The organism is Neptuniibacter sp. CAU 1671, from assembly GCF_029222905.1.
GTDB lineage: Bacteria > Pseudomonadota > Gammaproteobacteria > Pseudomonadales > Balneatricaceae > Neptuniibacter.
Window position 1 is genome coordinate 405,307 of the sequence record NZ_JARHUE010000001.1, and the last position, 16,018, is coordinate 421,324.

Annotated in this window: 17 protein-coding genes; 5 read left to right on the forward strand and 12 right to left on the reverse strand. The window is 51.8% G+C overall.

Annotated features, from left to right (window positions below; translation table 11 throughout):
- Positions 1-17 precede the first annotated feature (17 nt).
- From murB to P2G53_RS01920, 8 genes are read right to left on the reverse strand one after another with little or no spacing between them, the layout of a single operon-like run.
- Entirely contained in the window at positions 18-1,046 is a 1,029-nt protein-coding gene (murB, locus tag P2G53_RS01885) for a UDP-N-acetylmuramate dehydrogenase (protein WP_275812924.1), read from the reverse strand.
- Positions 1,043-1,519 (reverse strand): low molecular weight protein-tyrosine-phosphatase, encoded by a 477-nt coding sequence (locus P2G53_RS01890; protein ID WP_275812927.1) that lies wholly within the window; start codon positions 1,517-1,519, stop codon positions 1,043-1,045. The genes murB and P2G53_RS01890 overlap by 4 nt, the downstream gene beginning before the upstream one ends.
- Before the next feature lie 2 nt (positions 1,520-1,521).
- A complete protein-coding gene (gene kdsB, locus P2G53_RS01895; protein ID WP_275812929.1) occupies positions 1,522-2,295 on the reverse strand; it encodes a 3-deoxy-manno-octulosonate cytidylyltransferase in 774 nt (257 codons plus the stop codon).
- Between the two features lie 18 nt (positions 2,296-2,313).
- Positions 2,314-2,499, reverse strand: coding sequence for a Trm112 family protein (locus P2G53_RS01900; protein WP_275812932.1), 186 nt, complete (start codon positions 2,497-2,499; stop codon positions 2,314-2,316).
- Positions 2,492-3,505, reverse strand: coding sequence for a tetraacyldisaccharide 4'-kinase (lpxK, locus tag P2G53_RS01905; protein ID WP_275812936.1), 1,014 nt, complete (start codon positions 3,503-3,505; stop codon positions 2,492-2,494). The genes P2G53_RS01900 and lpxK overlap by 8 nt, the downstream gene beginning before the upstream one ends.
- Positions 3,502-3,921, reverse strand: coding sequence for a biopolymer transporter ExbD (locus P2G53_RS01910; RefSeq protein ID WP_275812939.1), 420 nt, complete (start codon positions 3,919-3,921; stop codon positions 3,502-3,504). Before P2G53_RS01910 ends, lpxK begins: the two co-directional genes overlap by 4 nt.
- 11 nt (positions 3,922-3,932) lie before the next feature.
- A complete protein-coding gene (locus P2G53_RS01915) occupies positions 3,933-4,553 on the reverse strand; it encodes a MotA/TolQ/ExbB proton channel family protein (RefSeq protein ID WP_275812942.1) in 621 nt (206 codons plus the stop codon).
- Between the two features lie 56 nt (positions 4,554-4,609).
- A complete protein-coding gene (locus tag P2G53_RS01920; RefSeq protein WP_275812945.1) occupies positions 4,610-6,823 on the reverse strand; it encodes a DNA internalization-related competence protein ComEC/Rec2 in 2,214 nt (737 codons plus the stop codon).
- Between the two features lie 79 nt (positions 6,824-6,902).
- On the opposite strand from P2G53_RS01920, the gene P2G53_RS01925 reads away from it, so the two are divergent.
- Positions 6,903-7,442: a DUF2062 domain-containing protein gene (locus tag P2G53_RS01925; protein ID WP_275812947.1), complete on the forward strand. Its 540-nt coding sequence runs from the start codon at positions 6,903-6,905 to the stop codon at positions 7,440-7,442.
- Between the two features lie 10 nt (positions 7,443-7,452).
- On the opposite strand, the gene lolD is transcribed toward P2G53_RS01925, so the two are convergent.
- Together lolD and P2G53_RS01935 are read right to left on the reverse strand one after the other, a co-directional pair.
- Positions 7,453-8,136, reverse strand: coding sequence for a lipoprotein-releasing ABC transporter ATP-binding protein LolD (lolD, locus tag P2G53_RS01930; RefSeq protein WP_275812949.1), 684 nt, complete (start codon positions 8,134-8,136; stop codon positions 7,453-7,455).
- Complete coding sequence (locus P2G53_RS01935; protein ID WP_275812952.1) at positions 8,129-9,376, reverse strand: lipoprotein-releasing ABC transporter permease subunit; 1,248 nt, start codon at positions 9,374-9,376, stop codon at positions 8,129-8,131. The genes lolD and P2G53_RS01935 overlap by 8 nt, the downstream gene beginning before the upstream one ends.
- A 168-nt stretch (positions 9,377-9,544) precedes the next feature.
- On the opposite strand from P2G53_RS01935, the gene P2G53_RS01940 reads away from it, so the two are divergent.
- The 4 genes from P2G53_RS01940 (at position 9,545) to P2G53_RS01955 (ending at position 12,587) form a co-directional block, all read left to right on the forward strand.
- Positions 9,545-10,135, forward strand: a complete 591-nt coding sequence (locus P2G53_RS01940; RefSeq protein ID WP_275812955.1) for a hypothetical protein — start codon at positions 9,545-9,547, stop codon at positions 10,133-10,135.
- Position 10,136: 1 nt separating this feature from the next.
- Positions 10,137-10,484, forward strand: a complete 348-nt coding sequence (locus tag P2G53_RS01945) for a hypothetical protein (RefSeq protein ID WP_275812957.1) — start codon at positions 10,137-10,139, stop codon at positions 10,482-10,484.
- Between the two features lie 222 nt (positions 10,485-10,706).
- Positions 10,707-11,963 (forward strand): L,D-transpeptidase family protein, encoded by a 1,257-nt coding sequence (locus tag P2G53_RS01950; protein ID WP_275812960.1) that lies wholly within the window; start codon positions 10,707-10,709, stop codon positions 11,961-11,963.
- Positions 11,964-12,074: 111 nt separating this feature from the next.
- Positions 12,075-12,587: a DUF882 domain-containing protein gene (locus P2G53_RS01955; protein WP_275812963.1), complete on the forward strand. Its 513-nt coding sequence runs from the start codon at positions 12,075-12,077 to the stop codon at positions 12,585-12,587.
- Position 12,588: 1 nt separating this feature from the next.
- Here the strand turns inward: P2G53_RS01955 and P2G53_RS01960 are convergent, their stop codons facing one another.
- Positions 12,589-13,911: an HD-GYP domain-containing protein gene (locus P2G53_RS01960; protein ID WP_275812965.1), complete on the reverse strand. Its 1,323-nt coding sequence runs from the start codon at positions 13,909-13,911 to the stop codon at positions 12,589-12,591.
- Positions 13,912-14,278: 367 nt separating this feature from the next.
- Positions 14,279-15,898: a methyl-accepting chemotaxis protein gene (locus P2G53_RS01965; protein ID WP_275812967.1), complete on the reverse strand. Its 1,620-nt coding sequence runs from the start codon at positions 15,896-15,898 to the stop codon at positions 14,279-14,281.
- Between the last annotated feature and the right edge of the window lie 120 nt (positions 15,899-16,018).

Genomic DNA, 16,018 nt, shown 5'->3' on the forward strand with positions numbered 1-16,018 from the left:
GCTTTTTTATTATCTATTCAAAGGGGAGGATAAATTCTCGGCTCCATCTCCAGCGACACACCAAATCGACTGTAAACCGATGCCCTGATCTCCTCTGCCAGTTCCAGCAGCGCCTCAAATGATCCTTCAGCATAATTGACCAGCACCAGGGCCTGTTTATCGTACACACCCACATTTCCTTTACGCTGACCTTTCCAACCCGCCTGATCGATCAACCAACCCGCCGCCAGTTTGTATTTTCCGTCGGGCTCAGGATAGGCCACCAGATCAGTAAACGCCTGCTTCAAAGCAATATATTGTTCGGCCGATACACGGGGATTTTCAAAAAAACTCCCGGCATTACCCAACTGATCCGGGTCTGGCAACTTGGAACGTCGGACAGCACAAACCGCAGCAACCAGCTGAACCGGTGTAGGTGACGACTGCCCCTGCGCGTCCAGATACTCCTGTAATGCTCCATAATGCAGTTTTGGCGCAAAACATGTACTCAGCCTGAAACGCACTCGCCAAATGACATAGCGTCCCGGCTCGATTGACTTAAACAGGCTGTTCCGATAACTCAGCTGACACTCCTCTGCCATCAACTGCACCACCGTTTTTTCCTGCCTGTCATAGGCGATAACACTGTGCAGGCAATCCGAGACTTCTACCCCATATGCACCGATATTCTGCACCGGCGCAGCCCCTACGGTACCGGGAATCAGCGCCAGGTTCTCCAGTCCATGCAAACCCAGCGTCAGCAGATGACAGACAAACTGATGCCAGTTTTCTCCGGCACCGACTTCCACAATGGCGTTTTCGTTATCGTCAGCCAACAAATGCACACCTGCAGCAGCGATCCGGATCACAGCCCCCGGCAAAGATGGCTGCAACACCAGGTTGCTGCCCCCACCGAGAATCAGGAGTGGCCACTGTTTGGCTTCAACCTCATTCAGCGCTTCAACCAATTCAGTGAGCTGGTTCACTTCAATAAGACGCTCAGCGGTAACCTTTAGACCCAGGCTATTGGCATTGCTTAAATCCGCATGGTTAATCCACTGAGTCATGAACGTGGCAACTCCTGTTGCAGGTGATGTATCAACCCTCTGGATGCATCAATCACCAGATTAAGCACCTTTTCAAAACCATCAGCGCCGCCATAATAGGGGTCCGGCACCTCAGATTCGGGGGCCTGACAAAAATCGAGAAACAATCCCAGGTGCCCCTGAAAACCCGCCGGGCATCCTCGCTTAAGCTCTGCAAGATTCTGTTTATCCATCGTGAGAATGTAATCAAACTGCTGATAGTCATCGGGACTGACCTGCCGCGCTCTCAAATGATCAAGCGGAAAACCGCGCTGCTTGGCTACCCGGGCCGAACGACTGTCTGGCGGATTACCGATGTGATAAGCCGCCGTTCCGGCAGAATCAACCTCTACAAACTCCGTCATCCCCTGCTGCCGGATCAGTTCTTCAAATACACCATGCGCAGTCGGTGAGCGGCAGATATTGCCAAGACAGACAAACAGAATCCGCGTCATTCTCAACCCGTGGCCTGTTCGAGAAGCTGCTGCAAACGTGCCAGATCCTCTGGCGTATCGACACCCGTTGGTGGCTGTTCGTCTGCTTCAGCAACGTGAATACGCGCACCGTGCCACATGGCCCGCAACTGCTCGAGGCATTCGGTCTGCTCCAGCGGAGCCGGAGGCCATTTCACAAAGTCATTGAGCAGCTTGACCCGATAGGCATAGATGCCGATGTGTCGCTGCCAGCTATACCCCTGTGGTAACTGCTGGCGACCCTCTGCCGTCGCAAAGGCATCACGTGGCCAGGGCATCGGTGCCCGGCTGAAATACAGTGCAATCCCATTAGCATCAGACACCACCTTCACCACGTTGGGATTAAGCAGAGACTCTACATCCAGAATCGGCTCACTCAGTGTCGCAATGCTGGCGCTTTGTTCAGCCTGCAGGTTATGCGCGACCTGATTGATAATACGGGGCGGAATCAGCGGTTCATCACCCTGCACATTCACTACAATGTCGTCGGCATAAAAACCCTGTTTACTGACCACTTCCTGCAGACGATCAGTACCTGAGGGATGACCCGCAGAGGTCATCACGACCTCAGCACCAAAACCGGCGGCGGCCTCGGCTATACGATCATCGTCGGTAGCAATCATGATCCGCTGCGCTTCGCTTTGGCAGGCCCGCTCATAGACATGCTGCAACATGGGTTTCCCCTGCAGCAAGGCTAATGGTTTACCCGGAAAGCGACTGGATGCATAACGTGCCGGAATGATTACGCTAAAACCCATGATTCTACCCCTGTCAGCTTATTTGGCTTCACGCTCTTCAGCGGTCAGCTCCCGTGCCTCGGATTCCAACAGCACCGGAATATCGTCACGTACAGGATACGCCAGTCCGCTGGCGCGGCAGATCAATTCATTGGTTTCAGCATGATATTCCAGAGGCGCTTTGGTCACCGGACAAACCAGAATATCGAGCAGTTTTTTATCCATGATGTGTTTTACCTTTGCTCTTCAGTGACGCCAGTTGTTCTAACAACTGACGTGTAAAATTATCAGGCAGCCGGGCTGAGACTTCCACATACCAGCTGTCATTCAGATCAAATTGACGCAATTTTACCGCATCTTTTTCCGTCATCAGTAATGGTGCCCGAGGCTCAAACACCAGCTCCTCAGGCTTGAAATGATGATGATCAGAAAATGGATGGCAGTGGGGATGCGCCCCGAGTTGTTCCCTGACCAACTGAAAAAAACGCTCGGGATTACCGATGCCGGCCAAAGCATGCACCGCCTGGCCGCTGAAAGCATCCAAAGACGTCTGCAGATCACCCTGTAGACTGCACAACCGCTGCGGCTGCAGGATCATCGTAAACGCCCGCTGCAGTAGCTCAGCATCAAGACGCTGGGACTCTCCATTGACGACAACAAAATCAACCTGAGACAGGCGACTGGCCGGTTCTCGTAACGGACCGGCGGGTAAACAATGGCCATTACCCAGGCCTCGGGCACCATCCAAAACCGCGATTTCCAGATCACGCCCCAGCGCATAGTGCTGCAGACCATCATCACTGATAATCAGGTCACAGTCCGTATGTTCCAGCAGATATTCAGCCGCCGCGACCCGATCCGGTGCAATCACCACAGGGCAGCCACTGCGTTGCGCCAGCAGTGCCGGTTCATCACCGGCAAGATTTACCGCGGTGTCAGGTGTTACATGAAAAGGAAATGAGGTAACCGCGCTTTTATAGCCACGGCTGATGATACCGGGTTTATATCCCGCTTGAATAAGCTGTTCACACAGAAACAGCACCAGTGGGGTTTTGCCTGTGCCACCGACACTAATATTGCCAACAACGATGACAGGGACTGGTGACTGCCACTGGGATGCCACTAATTTGGACCTGCGCCGAGCGGCAGCACGCTTAAAGAAGCGCTCCAGTGGCAGGAGCCAGCACGGCGCGGGCTGATCCGAGTACCAGCGCCGGAGCAGCCAGTTCATTCAGCCGAGGGTTCCTGTGTCGTGATACTGAGCTTACTGAAGCCAAGTTTGCCAGCCACGTCCATGGCAGTCACCACCGCCTGATGCGGCGTTTGCGCATCGGCCGTGATAATCAGCGGCAGTTCGCGGTTGTCACCGGCCAGTTCACGCAGTGCCCGGCTCAGGGTATCTGCCTGAGTGTTAACCAATACCGCACCGTTAACGCTGTACTGGCCATCGGCAGCAATCAGAATCTCAAGTACCAGATCCTGATCAACCGACTTCTCACCTGTCGCTTCAGGCAGATCGATTTCAAGATGGGTTTCTTTGGTAAATGTGGTCGAGATCATAAAGAAGATCAGCAGCAGGAATACCACATCGATCAAAGGCGTCAGGTTAACACTGACCTCTTCCGGTTTCTGTCGTGGAAACTTCACAGCCTTTCCTCCTACTGCAGATCCACGTCCCGTTCACCGTGCATCACTTCAATCAGCTTGATAGTTTCCTGCTCCATGGTAACAACCAGTGTATCCACACGGCGCTGGAAAAAACGGTGAAACATCAGCGCAGGAATCGCCACCGACAAACCGGCCGCGGTGGTAATCAGCGCCTCGGAGATACCGCCCGCCAGTACATTCGCATTACCGGTTCCCTGAATCATGATCTCAGTGAACACCTTGATCATACCGATAACGGTACCCAGCAGACCCAGCAGCGGGGTGATGGCAGCAATGGTGCCCAGCGCATTCAGAAAACGTTCCAGTTCATGGATCACCTGAGAGGCCGATTCCTGGATACTTTCTTTCATGATTTCACGACCGTGGGCCGCATTATTCAGGCCTGCCGCAATAATCTGTCCCAGGGGGCTGCTCTGTTTCAACTCACGTAAACGATCAGGTGTGACCTGGTGTTTTTTCACCATGGTCCATACTTCTGCCAGCAACCCCGGAGGGGTAACCCGACTGGTACGCAACGTCCATATACGTTCAAGACAGATAGCAAATGCGATAACCGAACAGGCGATGATTGGCACCATCAGCCAACCGCCAGACTGAATGAGTTCAAACACGTTTTATTCTCCTTAACCAGTGCTGCTGTACTCTAACACAGGCTGGATGGCGAAACCTATCGCCAGAACCGAGGTTGTTGATTATTAAACGATTGGGACAGACATTTTCCATCTTTAGCCGTCAGATGAATGGCACCATCCACAGCTGTTGACCACTGAATTGAGCCGATCTCAGCGTACCGTCGAACCACATCCGGGTGTGGGTGATTATAGGGATTACCAAAACCCGCACTATGGATGACAGTTTCAGGCCGCCAGCGTCTTATCACATCCGGCCCATTTGAGTAGCGACTGCCATGATGTGAAGAGAGCAGCCATGTCAGCGGTTTTTCAAACACCGGCAAGCCCAATTCCGTTGTTTGATCGATGTCGCCCGTCAACAGCAGAGAACAGGCGCCATTGGTCACATACAACACACATGAGCGTTGATTATCTTTCACTCCGGTACTGCCAGAGAGAAACCTGAAAAACACGCCGTCCTGTTGCCACTGCATGCCAGCCCTGCAGTGTTGCGATTCCTTTTCTACCAGCGGATAGGAGGCATAAGACTGTTGTACTTCAAGGCTATTTTTCAGGGCTGCATAACCACCGGTGTGATCAGTGTCGTTATGACTGAGCACCAGCGTATCAATCGACTGAATGCCCCTTGCCCTGATGGCGGGCAGAACTGACCATTCAAAAGCACTGCTGCCGCTGCGAAATCCGGGGCCCAGGTCATACAGCAGATTATTGTTGGCAGTATTAATCCAGACCGCAAGCCCCTGCCCTACATCAAATACCCAGACATCAAACGCTCCCTGCGGTTTCACCGTGGGTTTGGAAAACAGTAGAGGCAGTAACATGACAAGGGCCAGCCACTTGAAACGCATGCCTGCGGGTAAAATCAGCAACACTGCACCCAGCATGGCCAGCAGAAGAACTGAAAGGTCAGGCGAAGGAACTGATTGGTAGATGACGGGCCACTGCTCTAGCCACTCCAGCGCAAACCAGAATGCCTGAGCCATCAACTCAACCACAGGCTGGAGCAATTCAATACCCAGTAGATACAGCAACTGATCCAGCAACAGCACTGGCACCAGAATGGAGATCCAGGGTATCGCCAATAAGTTAGCCAGCGGCGAAACCCACGACACTCCGGAAAAAAACATCACGGTCAATGGCATTAGTGCAGGCAATAACAGCAACTGAATCTGCCAGAGTTGGCAACCCGATCGGCTGGACTGATACAGGATGATCAGCACCGCCACCACTATAAACGAAAGCCAGAAGCCAGCATTGTAGATGGCAATGGGTGACAGGGTGAGCACCACCGCCAGTGCCAGCCACCACCGCGTCCAATGCTCCACCTGCTGTAAACGCCACCCGGCGCCTAACAATACTGCCAGCATCAAAAAAGCACGCTGCGCCGGAATGCCAAAACCAGACAAATAAAGATAAAAAGCGGCTGTCACAATGGCCATACAATAGGGAGGCCAGCGTTGTCCCTGCAGCTGAGGCATCAGGCCTATCACTCTGCCCAACCACCAGCCCACCAACGCCAGTAAACCGATGTGCATCCCACTGATCACGGCTAGGTGCAGGGTGCCACTGTGTTGCAGCATTAGCCATTGATCGTCTGACAGCGCGCTGCGTGTACCCGTAGTCAACGCCTGTAACAATCCCACCCACTCTGCCGGATAACGTGCAGCCAGCTGCTGATTCACCTCATGCCTCAGCCCGGTAAAACTGTTTAGACGGGTGGTTGCGACCGACTCCAGAGACAACACATAACCCGTCGCACCGATACCCCGCTCAATCAGCCATTTTTCATAATCAAAACCCTGAGGATTGTACTGGCCATGCGGGCGTTTCAGGCGTGCACGCAGACTCACTCGCATCCCCGCACTGAGAGACCGTTCAGGTTCATACCAGCTCAGACGCACTGTTTGGGGCGTAAAGCTGGCGCTCCCCGAGAGCTGTGTAGCGGATTCAACGCGGAGGTTAAATCGCAGTCCTGATCCGGTCTGCTCGAGCAGACCACTGATCACCCCGGTCAATAGCCAGTCTGTTCGATTGAGTGATTCGGGCAACTGTGCCTGCAGTTGCCCATTGATCCAGAAGGCACCCCATAACAACCCGACTAATCCGGCAGAAAAATAAAACGCCCTGAGCTTGATCCCAAGAACCACGACCAAAAGGGCAATGAAAATGCAACCTGACAGCGGTATAAACTGTGTCAGAGTGAGTGCGCAGATAATTCCGGCCACATAACAGATCATCCATGATCGCATAAGTTGGCTAACCTGAATTGTAAGTGCATAATATGGCCGAGCCGCCAAGGCTTGCCCCTGCCGATGACCAAAACAGCTGATGCCACGTAAATTTTTTAAGAAATACATGCCAGATGGTGAGCAGTTCAAGCGCCACAAACATCTGAGCTGGTTGGGCGATCACCTGCATGACCCAAACCTATGGCATCTTACCCGCCGTTCAGTTTCCAAGGCTTTTCTGATTGGCGTGTTCTGTGCCTTTCTGCCGATTCCACTGCAGATGCTGCTTGCCGCCGTTATTGCGATTATCTTTCGCAGTAACCTGCCGTTTTCCGTCGGGCTGGTCTGGATCACCAATCCATTGACGATTCCACCCATCTTTTACTTCACTTATAAGATAGGCACCTTTTTGCTGGGCGCAAACGCACAGGAAGAGGAGTTTCACCTGTCACTGCAATGGATCACAGAGAGTCTGGCGCATATCTGGTGGCCACTACTGCTGGGTTCGGTGTTGACAGGCGCCGTGCTCGGTATCGCCAGCTACTTTATCATTCAGCTTTTCTGGGCATGGCATGTCGGTAAAAGCTGGCGCCAGCGCCCCAGCAGAAAAGAACGCAAAACGCCCAACAATCCGGACTGAGTGGATTCGCTTAAGCGGATACGACCAGCTGACCTTCCTTCAGCTCCAGTATTCTCGAGGTTCGGGCAGCCAAAGCTGTGTCGTGGGTAACCAGTATAAAAGCGATACCTTTATCCTGATTGAGCCGGTCGATGACCAGCTGAACATCTTCGGCGGTGTGGCGGTCAAGGTTACCGGTGGGTTCATCCATCAGAACACAAGCAGGTTCTCCCACCAGTGCTCTGGCAATGGCGACGCGTTGTCTTTCTCCCCCACTGAGTTGTGCGGGCTTGTGAGTCAGGCGGTGAGCCAGACCTACTTCAGTCAGCAGTTCTGTTGCTTTTGCCCTGACCTGCTCGATGGGCTGTTTTCGCAACAAAAGCGGCATAGCGACATTCTCAAGTGCGCTAAACTCCGGCAATAGATGATGGAACTGATAGACAAAACCCAGCGCCTGATTGCGTAGCGCCGCCCGCTGCTTTTCAGAACAGGCATACAGATCCTGCTGATTGATCATCACCTGACCGGATGACGGAGTATCTAAACCACCCAGCATATTCAGCAGTGTGCTTTTACCGGAGCCGGAGCTGCCAATGATGGCCACCTGCTCCCCTGCCTGCAGGCTGAAATCCAGTTGATCAATCACCGTAATGCTGCGTTCACCATCGCGAAAGGTTTTGTTCAGACCTTTGGCCTGCAGAACGATATTACTCATAGCGCAGCGCCTCTGCCGGTTCAGTTTTGGCTGCCCGCCATGAAGGGTAAAGTGTGGCCAGGAAGCTGATCAGTAGTGACGCCAGCGCAATAACAGTTACATCTCGCCATTGCAGTTCAGACGGCAGGTAGCTGATAAAGTAGACATCGGCGTTCAGAAACTGGATGCCCAGGGTATGTTCAACCCAGGCAATAAGATCAGAGATGGTCAGCCCCAGCGTGACGCCCAGCAGCACACCCAACAAGGTGCCCATCACACCAATCACCGTGCCCTGCACCATGAAAATGCGCATGATCTGTCCGGCCGTAGCCCCCATTGTGCGCAGAATGGCTACATCGGATTTCTTATCGGTCACCACCATTACCAGCGTTGACACAATATTAAAGGCAGCCACCAGAACGATCAGGAACAACAACAGACCGATCATCCGCTTTTCCAGCTGAATGGCATGAAACAGGTTGCCATGGGTCCGCGTCCAGTCACTGATCCGGAACTTCCCGTCCAAGCCGATCGCAATCTCCTTGACCCGTTTAGCCGCCTGGAACAGATCTTCAAACTGCAGACGAATGCCTTCGACTTCACCCTCTTCCATACGTTTTAAGGCGGCGGCATCACGCAGGTGGATATAGGCAAGACTGGCATCCAGTTCTGCCCCTACCTCAAACACTCCGACCACGGTAAAACGCTTCAGACGCGGCACAACCCCGGCCAGACTCACAGAGGCTTCCGGCAGGACCAGTGTTACCTTATCTCCGGGTCTGACGCCCAGATAACGCGCCAGCAGATCACCCAGCACGATGCCAAAACGGGTTTCGTTAAGGGCATCCAATGACCCCAGTTTAATGTGCGCAGGCAATATCGAAATTTTGCTTTCAAGTTCGGGATCAATCCCGTTAATCAGCGCACCACGCACCACCCCTTTGGCGGTGAGCATACCCTGATTCGAAATAAAGGGCGCAGCGCCCAGTACATCCGGCTGTTGCTCGACCTGAGTGACCAGGTCCGGCCAGTTGGTCAGCGGCTGCTGATAACCCGTGATGGTCGCGTGGGGCACCATGCCGAGGATGCGTTGTTTCAATTCACGGTCAAAACCGTTCATGACCGACAGCACCACAATCAGCGCAGCCACACCCAGCATCAATCCCAGCATCGAAGCCAGTGATATAAAGGAGATGAAATGATTGCTCCGCTTGGCAGCGGTGTAACGCAATCCTATATAGAGCGACAAGGGTTTAAACATGGCGGCGATTAAATCACAGTTACTCTGACCTGTAAAAATAAAGCTAAGCGCTTGAGTGTGCTTGGAAACTCAATACGAATCAAACAGATCCTACGCCACAGCAGATGCTTTTCATATCAAATCTCCCTATACTCTTTGGCAGTTTCAAATCAGTTACGAGTATTTGTCATGTCGGGACAGGAACGTCGTCAGTATTTCCGTATTAACCAGAAAATCGCATTGGAACTGAAGCAGGTCGAAGAGGCCGATACCGCTGTTCCTCCGATACCCCGACAGTTTGATGTTTCCCCAAACTTCCTGCTGCTGAGCGAGTTGCAGGAGATGGACACTGAAAGCCAGCTTTTGTTGCGCCGCATTGCTGAAAAAGATGCTCAGCTGGGCAGTTTTCTGACCATTATGCACAACAAGATGGAAAAACTGGCCCAGGCTGTCGCCTCCAGTGAAATGGAGATCAGCCCCTCTGCCATTCAGGAAGTCAGCCTGTCCGAAGGGGGCCTGCAGTTTAATACCCTTACGCCCTATCCGGATGACAGTTACCTGTGTGTCAAACTGGTCTTCCCTGAATCCTGCCTGGGTTTGCTGCTCTATGCTAAATGCCTGCGCTGCACACCCACAGATCCTGAGGGGTATACCATCGCCGCAGAATTTATCAGAATGCCGGAAAACTGCCGCACCCTGCTGGCCAGACAGATACTCGAAAGCCAGGCTCGCGAACGTCAGCAGGCTCAATTAGAACAGAACTCAGCCACAGAGCAGTAACATGTCCTCACCCGAACACACCCCTGCTCAGAAGCAGCGTAAACTCCTGCATCATATCGCCGTCGGTGGCGGTTTTCTGGGCCTGATCCTGTGGTTTTATGTTGGCCGTGAAATTGGGGTTCTTGACTGGGCGACAGCGCTGATGCCCGAACAGCATGCGGGTGCAGGACTGATGCTGGGTATTATGCTGGTGATGACACCCGGCTTTTTTATCTGGGCCCGCTACAATCGCTGGGTGGAACAAAAACTCGCAGTGCGCGGTTTTTATTACGAAACCGCATATGACGCGGAACAGGCAGAGTTGCTGGCCAAAAAAAAGGCTGAAAAATCTGCAGAGCGGCATGAATAACCACCATCAGACCTGCGCTATTCAATCAGATCTGCACATAAGCAGCCCCTTCTAAGACTCAATGTTGAACTAAATTCAAGCAAACCGGCTTGCTTAAACCCTGTACAGCAACTGTACTAAGTGTTACCCGCAGGCAGAATTCCGCCCGAACACTGCAAATCCTTTCTGATACTTCGCAGTCACACGAGAGCCTGCTGGCGCAGCGCCACGCGGAGGCACATCATGCTGAAAAGGAGCACATTAGGTTATCTGATTGCAGTCACTGCTTTGCTCATACCCCACGCACAGGCAGTCGATCTTGCAAATCTGGACAGCCATACCCTTCCATCTACGTTGACCACTGACGAGGTACCTGCACAGCCAATCTCCTTTGAAACAACGCGTAAAACGTCCCTGCTGGATGCCATTCATCAATATGAACAGTGGGTCAATCTGCCCTGGGAAAAATTGCCAAATGGCCGCTCTCTACACGCAGGCGAAACTGCAGCCATCGTGCCACTGGTTAGAGATCGGTTACGGTTACTGGGTGATTTAAAGTCAGTGGAGGCAACACCAGACTCAGATCAGTTTGATAGCGAACTGGAAACCGCGTTAAAACGTTTCCAGGCCCGGCATGGACTCGAGCCAGATGGCATTCTGGGGCGTAAAACACGTATGGCGTTGAACGTATCCCCGACCGAAAGACTTCAGCAACTGGAAGTCAATCTGTTGCGGCAGGAACAGTTCAGCCGCATCACAACCCCACTCTACGTTCAGGTCAATATCCCTGAATACCGCCTGCGCGTGCTAAACCAGGACCAGGTTGCTCTGGAGATGAAAACAATCGTGGGCCGTAAGTCACGTAAGACACCGGTCTTCAGTAGCGAGATCGATACCATGGTGGTAAACCCGTCCTGGTATGTGCCAAAAAGCATCGCCTTCAAGGACATTCTGCCAAAACAGCAGGCAAACCCTGAGTATATGGCACAGCATAACCTGAAAGTAATAACCGGCTGGGGCAATGGCATTCAGGAGATACCGCTGGATCAGGTTGACTGGAATAGCCTGTATACATCACCTCAGGCGCCCCGCTTATGGGAACCCCCCAGTGACGGCAATACGCTCGGACAGGTTAAATTCCTGACCCCTAACCGGTATGCGGTTTATCTCCACGACACATCGGCAAAAGCATTATTTAACAAACCCGACCGTGCGTTCAGCTCAGGCTGCATACGTGTTGAACAACCCCGATTACTGGCGGACCTGCTGATGTCTCTCTCCAATCAGTGGGCACCCGAACAGGTAAACAGCTTATTCGAATCGACTGACACGCAGAGGATTAATCTCGCAAGACCCATCCCATTGCACATTACGTACTGGACCGCCTGGATCGATAATGAACAACAACTGCAATTCAGAGAGGATATCTACCGACGGGACAAAACTGATTTATCCGCCTTACAAATTGATAATCAATCTGCACAAATTTCATCAAATTGATCATTTAGTGTACATCTGTAAATACATTCGGCATAATGCGGCCGTTGTTTTATATTTGTTGTACACCTTATGTCTGAAACTCTTGTATCACGTAGAAAGCTTCTTGGTTACATGGCCGTCGGCGCATCCGGTCTGTTGATTCCACATACGGCGATGGCGGTTGCGGCACCTCAGTCAGAAAAAAAACTGGCACTCCTCAATTTACATACAGGGGAGTCGCTCAGCACCACATTCTGCAGTACTCAGGGATATCAAGCTGAGAGTCTCGCGGAGATCAATCAGTTGCTGCGGGATCACCGCAACAACAAGCAGTGCACCATGAATATTGAGTTACTGGAACTGCTGTTTGACCTGCGTCGGGTGCTGGATACCAACAAACCCTTCCATGTCATCTCTGCTTACCGTTCACCTGAAACCAATAAAATGCTGAGTCAGAAAAGCAGCGGTGTAGCGAAAAAAAGCCTGCATATGCAGGGTATGGCAATTGATATCCGGGTTCCCGGAGTCGACCTGAAAGACCTGCATGCAGCGGCTCTCGCCTTGCAAGGTGGCGGTGTAGGCCTATACAGCAAAAGTAACTTTGTCCACCTTGATGTGGGTCGGGTCAGACGCTGGGGAACCTGATTCAGGTCATCAAGCCCCGCTCAACCAGATCTTCTAATGCTGCAAAACAGGTCTGGTCAATTTGCGTACCCAGATGCTCTCGCATCATCTCCAGCGCCTGCGGCACCGGTATAGCACCTCGGTAAGGTCGTTCTGCCGTAATGGCATCAAAAATATCAGCCGTGGTGATAATCCGGGTTTCCAGAGAGATCTCTGCATCACACAAACCATGCGGATAACCAAAGCCATCCAGCCGTTCATGATGCGCCTGACAGACCTGTGCCAACTCCTGCATCGGGCCTATCCGCGATAAAATTTCTCCGGTATACCGGGCATGCAGTTTAATCGCCTCGTACTCGTCATCTGTTAATTTACCGGGTTTATCGAGAATCGCATTACTGACACCCAGTTTACCCACATCGTGTAACAACGCTCCCCTACGGACCAACTGAGCTGATGCATGACTCAGTCCCAGTGTATTTGCTAGCTGCTCGGCATAAAAGCTGACACGCTCACAATGCCCGGAGGTGTATGGGCTTTTGGCATCGACAACCTGACCAAATGCCAGAGCAATATCGTCAATATAACTTTCAGTGAGCGGTACTCTGTGCTTTGCTGGCTCCATCGCAATGACATATCGGGGCAGTGCGGGGCTGGCCAGATAACGCCAGAAATCAGCCTGCCTGGCAACCTTGTTAAAATGCGAAACCAATTGTGGGTCAAACCATTTTCCAGCGCGTTTATTGATCTCTTGTTCTGCCCTCTCCTGGCCGAACCCTATGAAAAACACATCCGCCACCTGAGCCAACAGGGCGATTCGGGAATAGAGAGGGATCGCCTCGCCTGCAAGCCCATAGGGTTTGCCCCGACCATTCCAGTGTTCATCCAGCCCGCGAATACCCTGCGCAACGTTCTCAGGCAAACGGAGTTGTCGCGCAATTTCAGCGCCACGTTCACAGCGGGTTAACATCAGATCCTGCGCCCACTGTTCCCCGTGCGAAAAAACGTTCAACACTTTACTACAACGGGAGACTAGGTCCTCACCAGCCCCGGTATGCTTCACCACAAAATGCATTACCTGGTGGAGTTGATCATCCACCAGTTTATAATCCCGCTTGAAACTCAGGTCATCAGTGGCATAGAGCTGACTTATGCGAGCAGCATTACTGCTGCAACCCAGGTCTTTAAGAAGCAGAGTGTAGTAAAGCTCCCAGAGCGATTGAGATGGGAGGCCGAGGGATTCGCCGATTTTGAAACCGATCCAGCAGACCCGGATACAATGACCTTTAGGCTGACCTTCAGTCATGTCCAGTGCATGACTTAAAGACCCTAACAGTTCTGACATCAGCAAGGATTCCTGGGCAGACTCCTGCACAGGAAAATGCTTTAAAGCGTAAGCAACCCCCATGGGATCACCTCCTGCAAAACGACTTTGCCAGACTTAAGCAATCCCTTGGCAGCTGACGTTTTACATAAGGACAAAACTTAACCTGATGAATTCAGGGTCATATCCACACGATTTTCATATAGCATCGGTGACATTTGGCCACCTTACATAAAGCTGCATTTTTCAGCCTACGTACTTATACGCAAACGCACAAAGTTTATCGCCCAAAAGAATTAAAACGTAAGTTTTAATTTTGGCCAACTGATATAAAAAATCCCCAAAAAAAAGCGCCCATAAAGGCGCTTTTTTGTATTAAAACAATAAGTTAGTTGAATTTGAACTGTTTGATTTGCTGATGAAGGCGAGATGACATCTGCTTAATTTGTTCACTCGCCGCCACAATCTGACTGGAGTTATCACTGTTCTTACGGGCTGCATCAGCAATACCCACGACATTTGCGTCAAGGCTGGAAGAGACATGCGCCTGTTCATCGGCGGCGTGAGAGATCAAATCCATCTTGTTACTCATGCTTTCAATACCCGCAACAATCTCCATCAATGCCTGTCGGGTCAGTTCACCTTCTTCGACACTGCGGTTCGCTTTTTCATAGCTGGCATTCATCACATCCGTGATGGTGTTAACACGTGACTGCAGGCCTTTGATCATGGAGCTGATCTCCTCAGCAGAAACCTGGGTTCTGCTGGCAAGTGTGCGCACTTCATCTGCTACCACGGCAAAACCCCGTCCCTGTTCACCGGCACGTGCTGCCTCAATCGCCGCATTCAGTGCCAGCAGGTTGGTTTGATCCGCAATATCCGCTATCACCTCGATAACCGAACCAATTTTACGACTGTCATCACTGAGCGAGTTCACAACATCGGTAGCTTTATGAACATCTTCAGCCAATTGCGAAATGCTGTGCAAACCATGGTTCAGCACCTTGGCGCCCTCTTCCGCCCGCGTCGTGGCGGCTTGCGATGTCTCTCGTGTCGACCGAACATTGCCACTCACTTCCTGCGAACTGGCCAGCAATTCGTTCATCGCGGCAGCAACCATCTCGGTATTTTTCAGCTGTTCCTGAATTTCATAATTGGTCTGAGAGGACATAGCCGCCAGATGCTGTGTCGCATCATTGATCTGTTCTGCACTGAGATCAACCGTGTTCATGGTCACCTGCAATTTTTCCAGCAGGGTATTTACTGATGCCGCAATGTGACCAATCTCATCTGCACGGGCGATATTCAGACGGCGGGTCAAATCCCCTTCACCCTTCGCCAGATCAGTCGTCACATGCTCAAGTTGCGCCAGCGGTGAAAAGATAATGGCACGTTGAAACAGCACATACAGAATCAGGCCAACAATAAAAATAAAACTGAAAATCAGTGTCCAGGTATCGATTAACTGAATCTGGCCCTGCTGGGAAGCCAAAGTCGCTGCAGTTTCCGACAGGGTAATGCTCATCAGCTCTGTAATACTGTCCGTAATTGCCGTTGCTGCTGCATCGAATGATGACATGGACTGGTTACCGACCTCCGGGCCGAAGTCCACATAGGCCTGCGCCATGCTTTTACCAGCACTGTAGAACGCTTCAAATTTTGGCAGGATCTGTTGATACAGTTCTTTTTTAGCCGGGTTCAGCGTTATCAGCTTGGTCAGTAAGCTTCGGACCAGTACTGCATTCTCTTCAGCCTGCTGGAAGCCATCATCCAGCCCGTCCATACCCCGGGTGGCACTGATATCCGTCAACCACTGCTGCACCTGAATGACAGCGATCTGCAGTTGATAGGCTGTATCGACGATCTGATTCTGGACCGCAGAGTCATTAATCAGACTGTCTGAGAGCCGGTGGGTTTTGGCCACGATAAATACACCCTGAATGATCAGACCCAGCATGATCAATACAGAAACCAACAGAACTTTGCCTTTGATCGTCTTAAGGAACATCTTTTCTGCCTGTTATCGAAAATGGAGTGTTACGGCGTGTTAGCCGATAAACGTGGTTGATGCTCCTAGCTCCGGAATTTCAGATCCGCAAAACCACATCATGCCTGCCTAGTCTGTTTA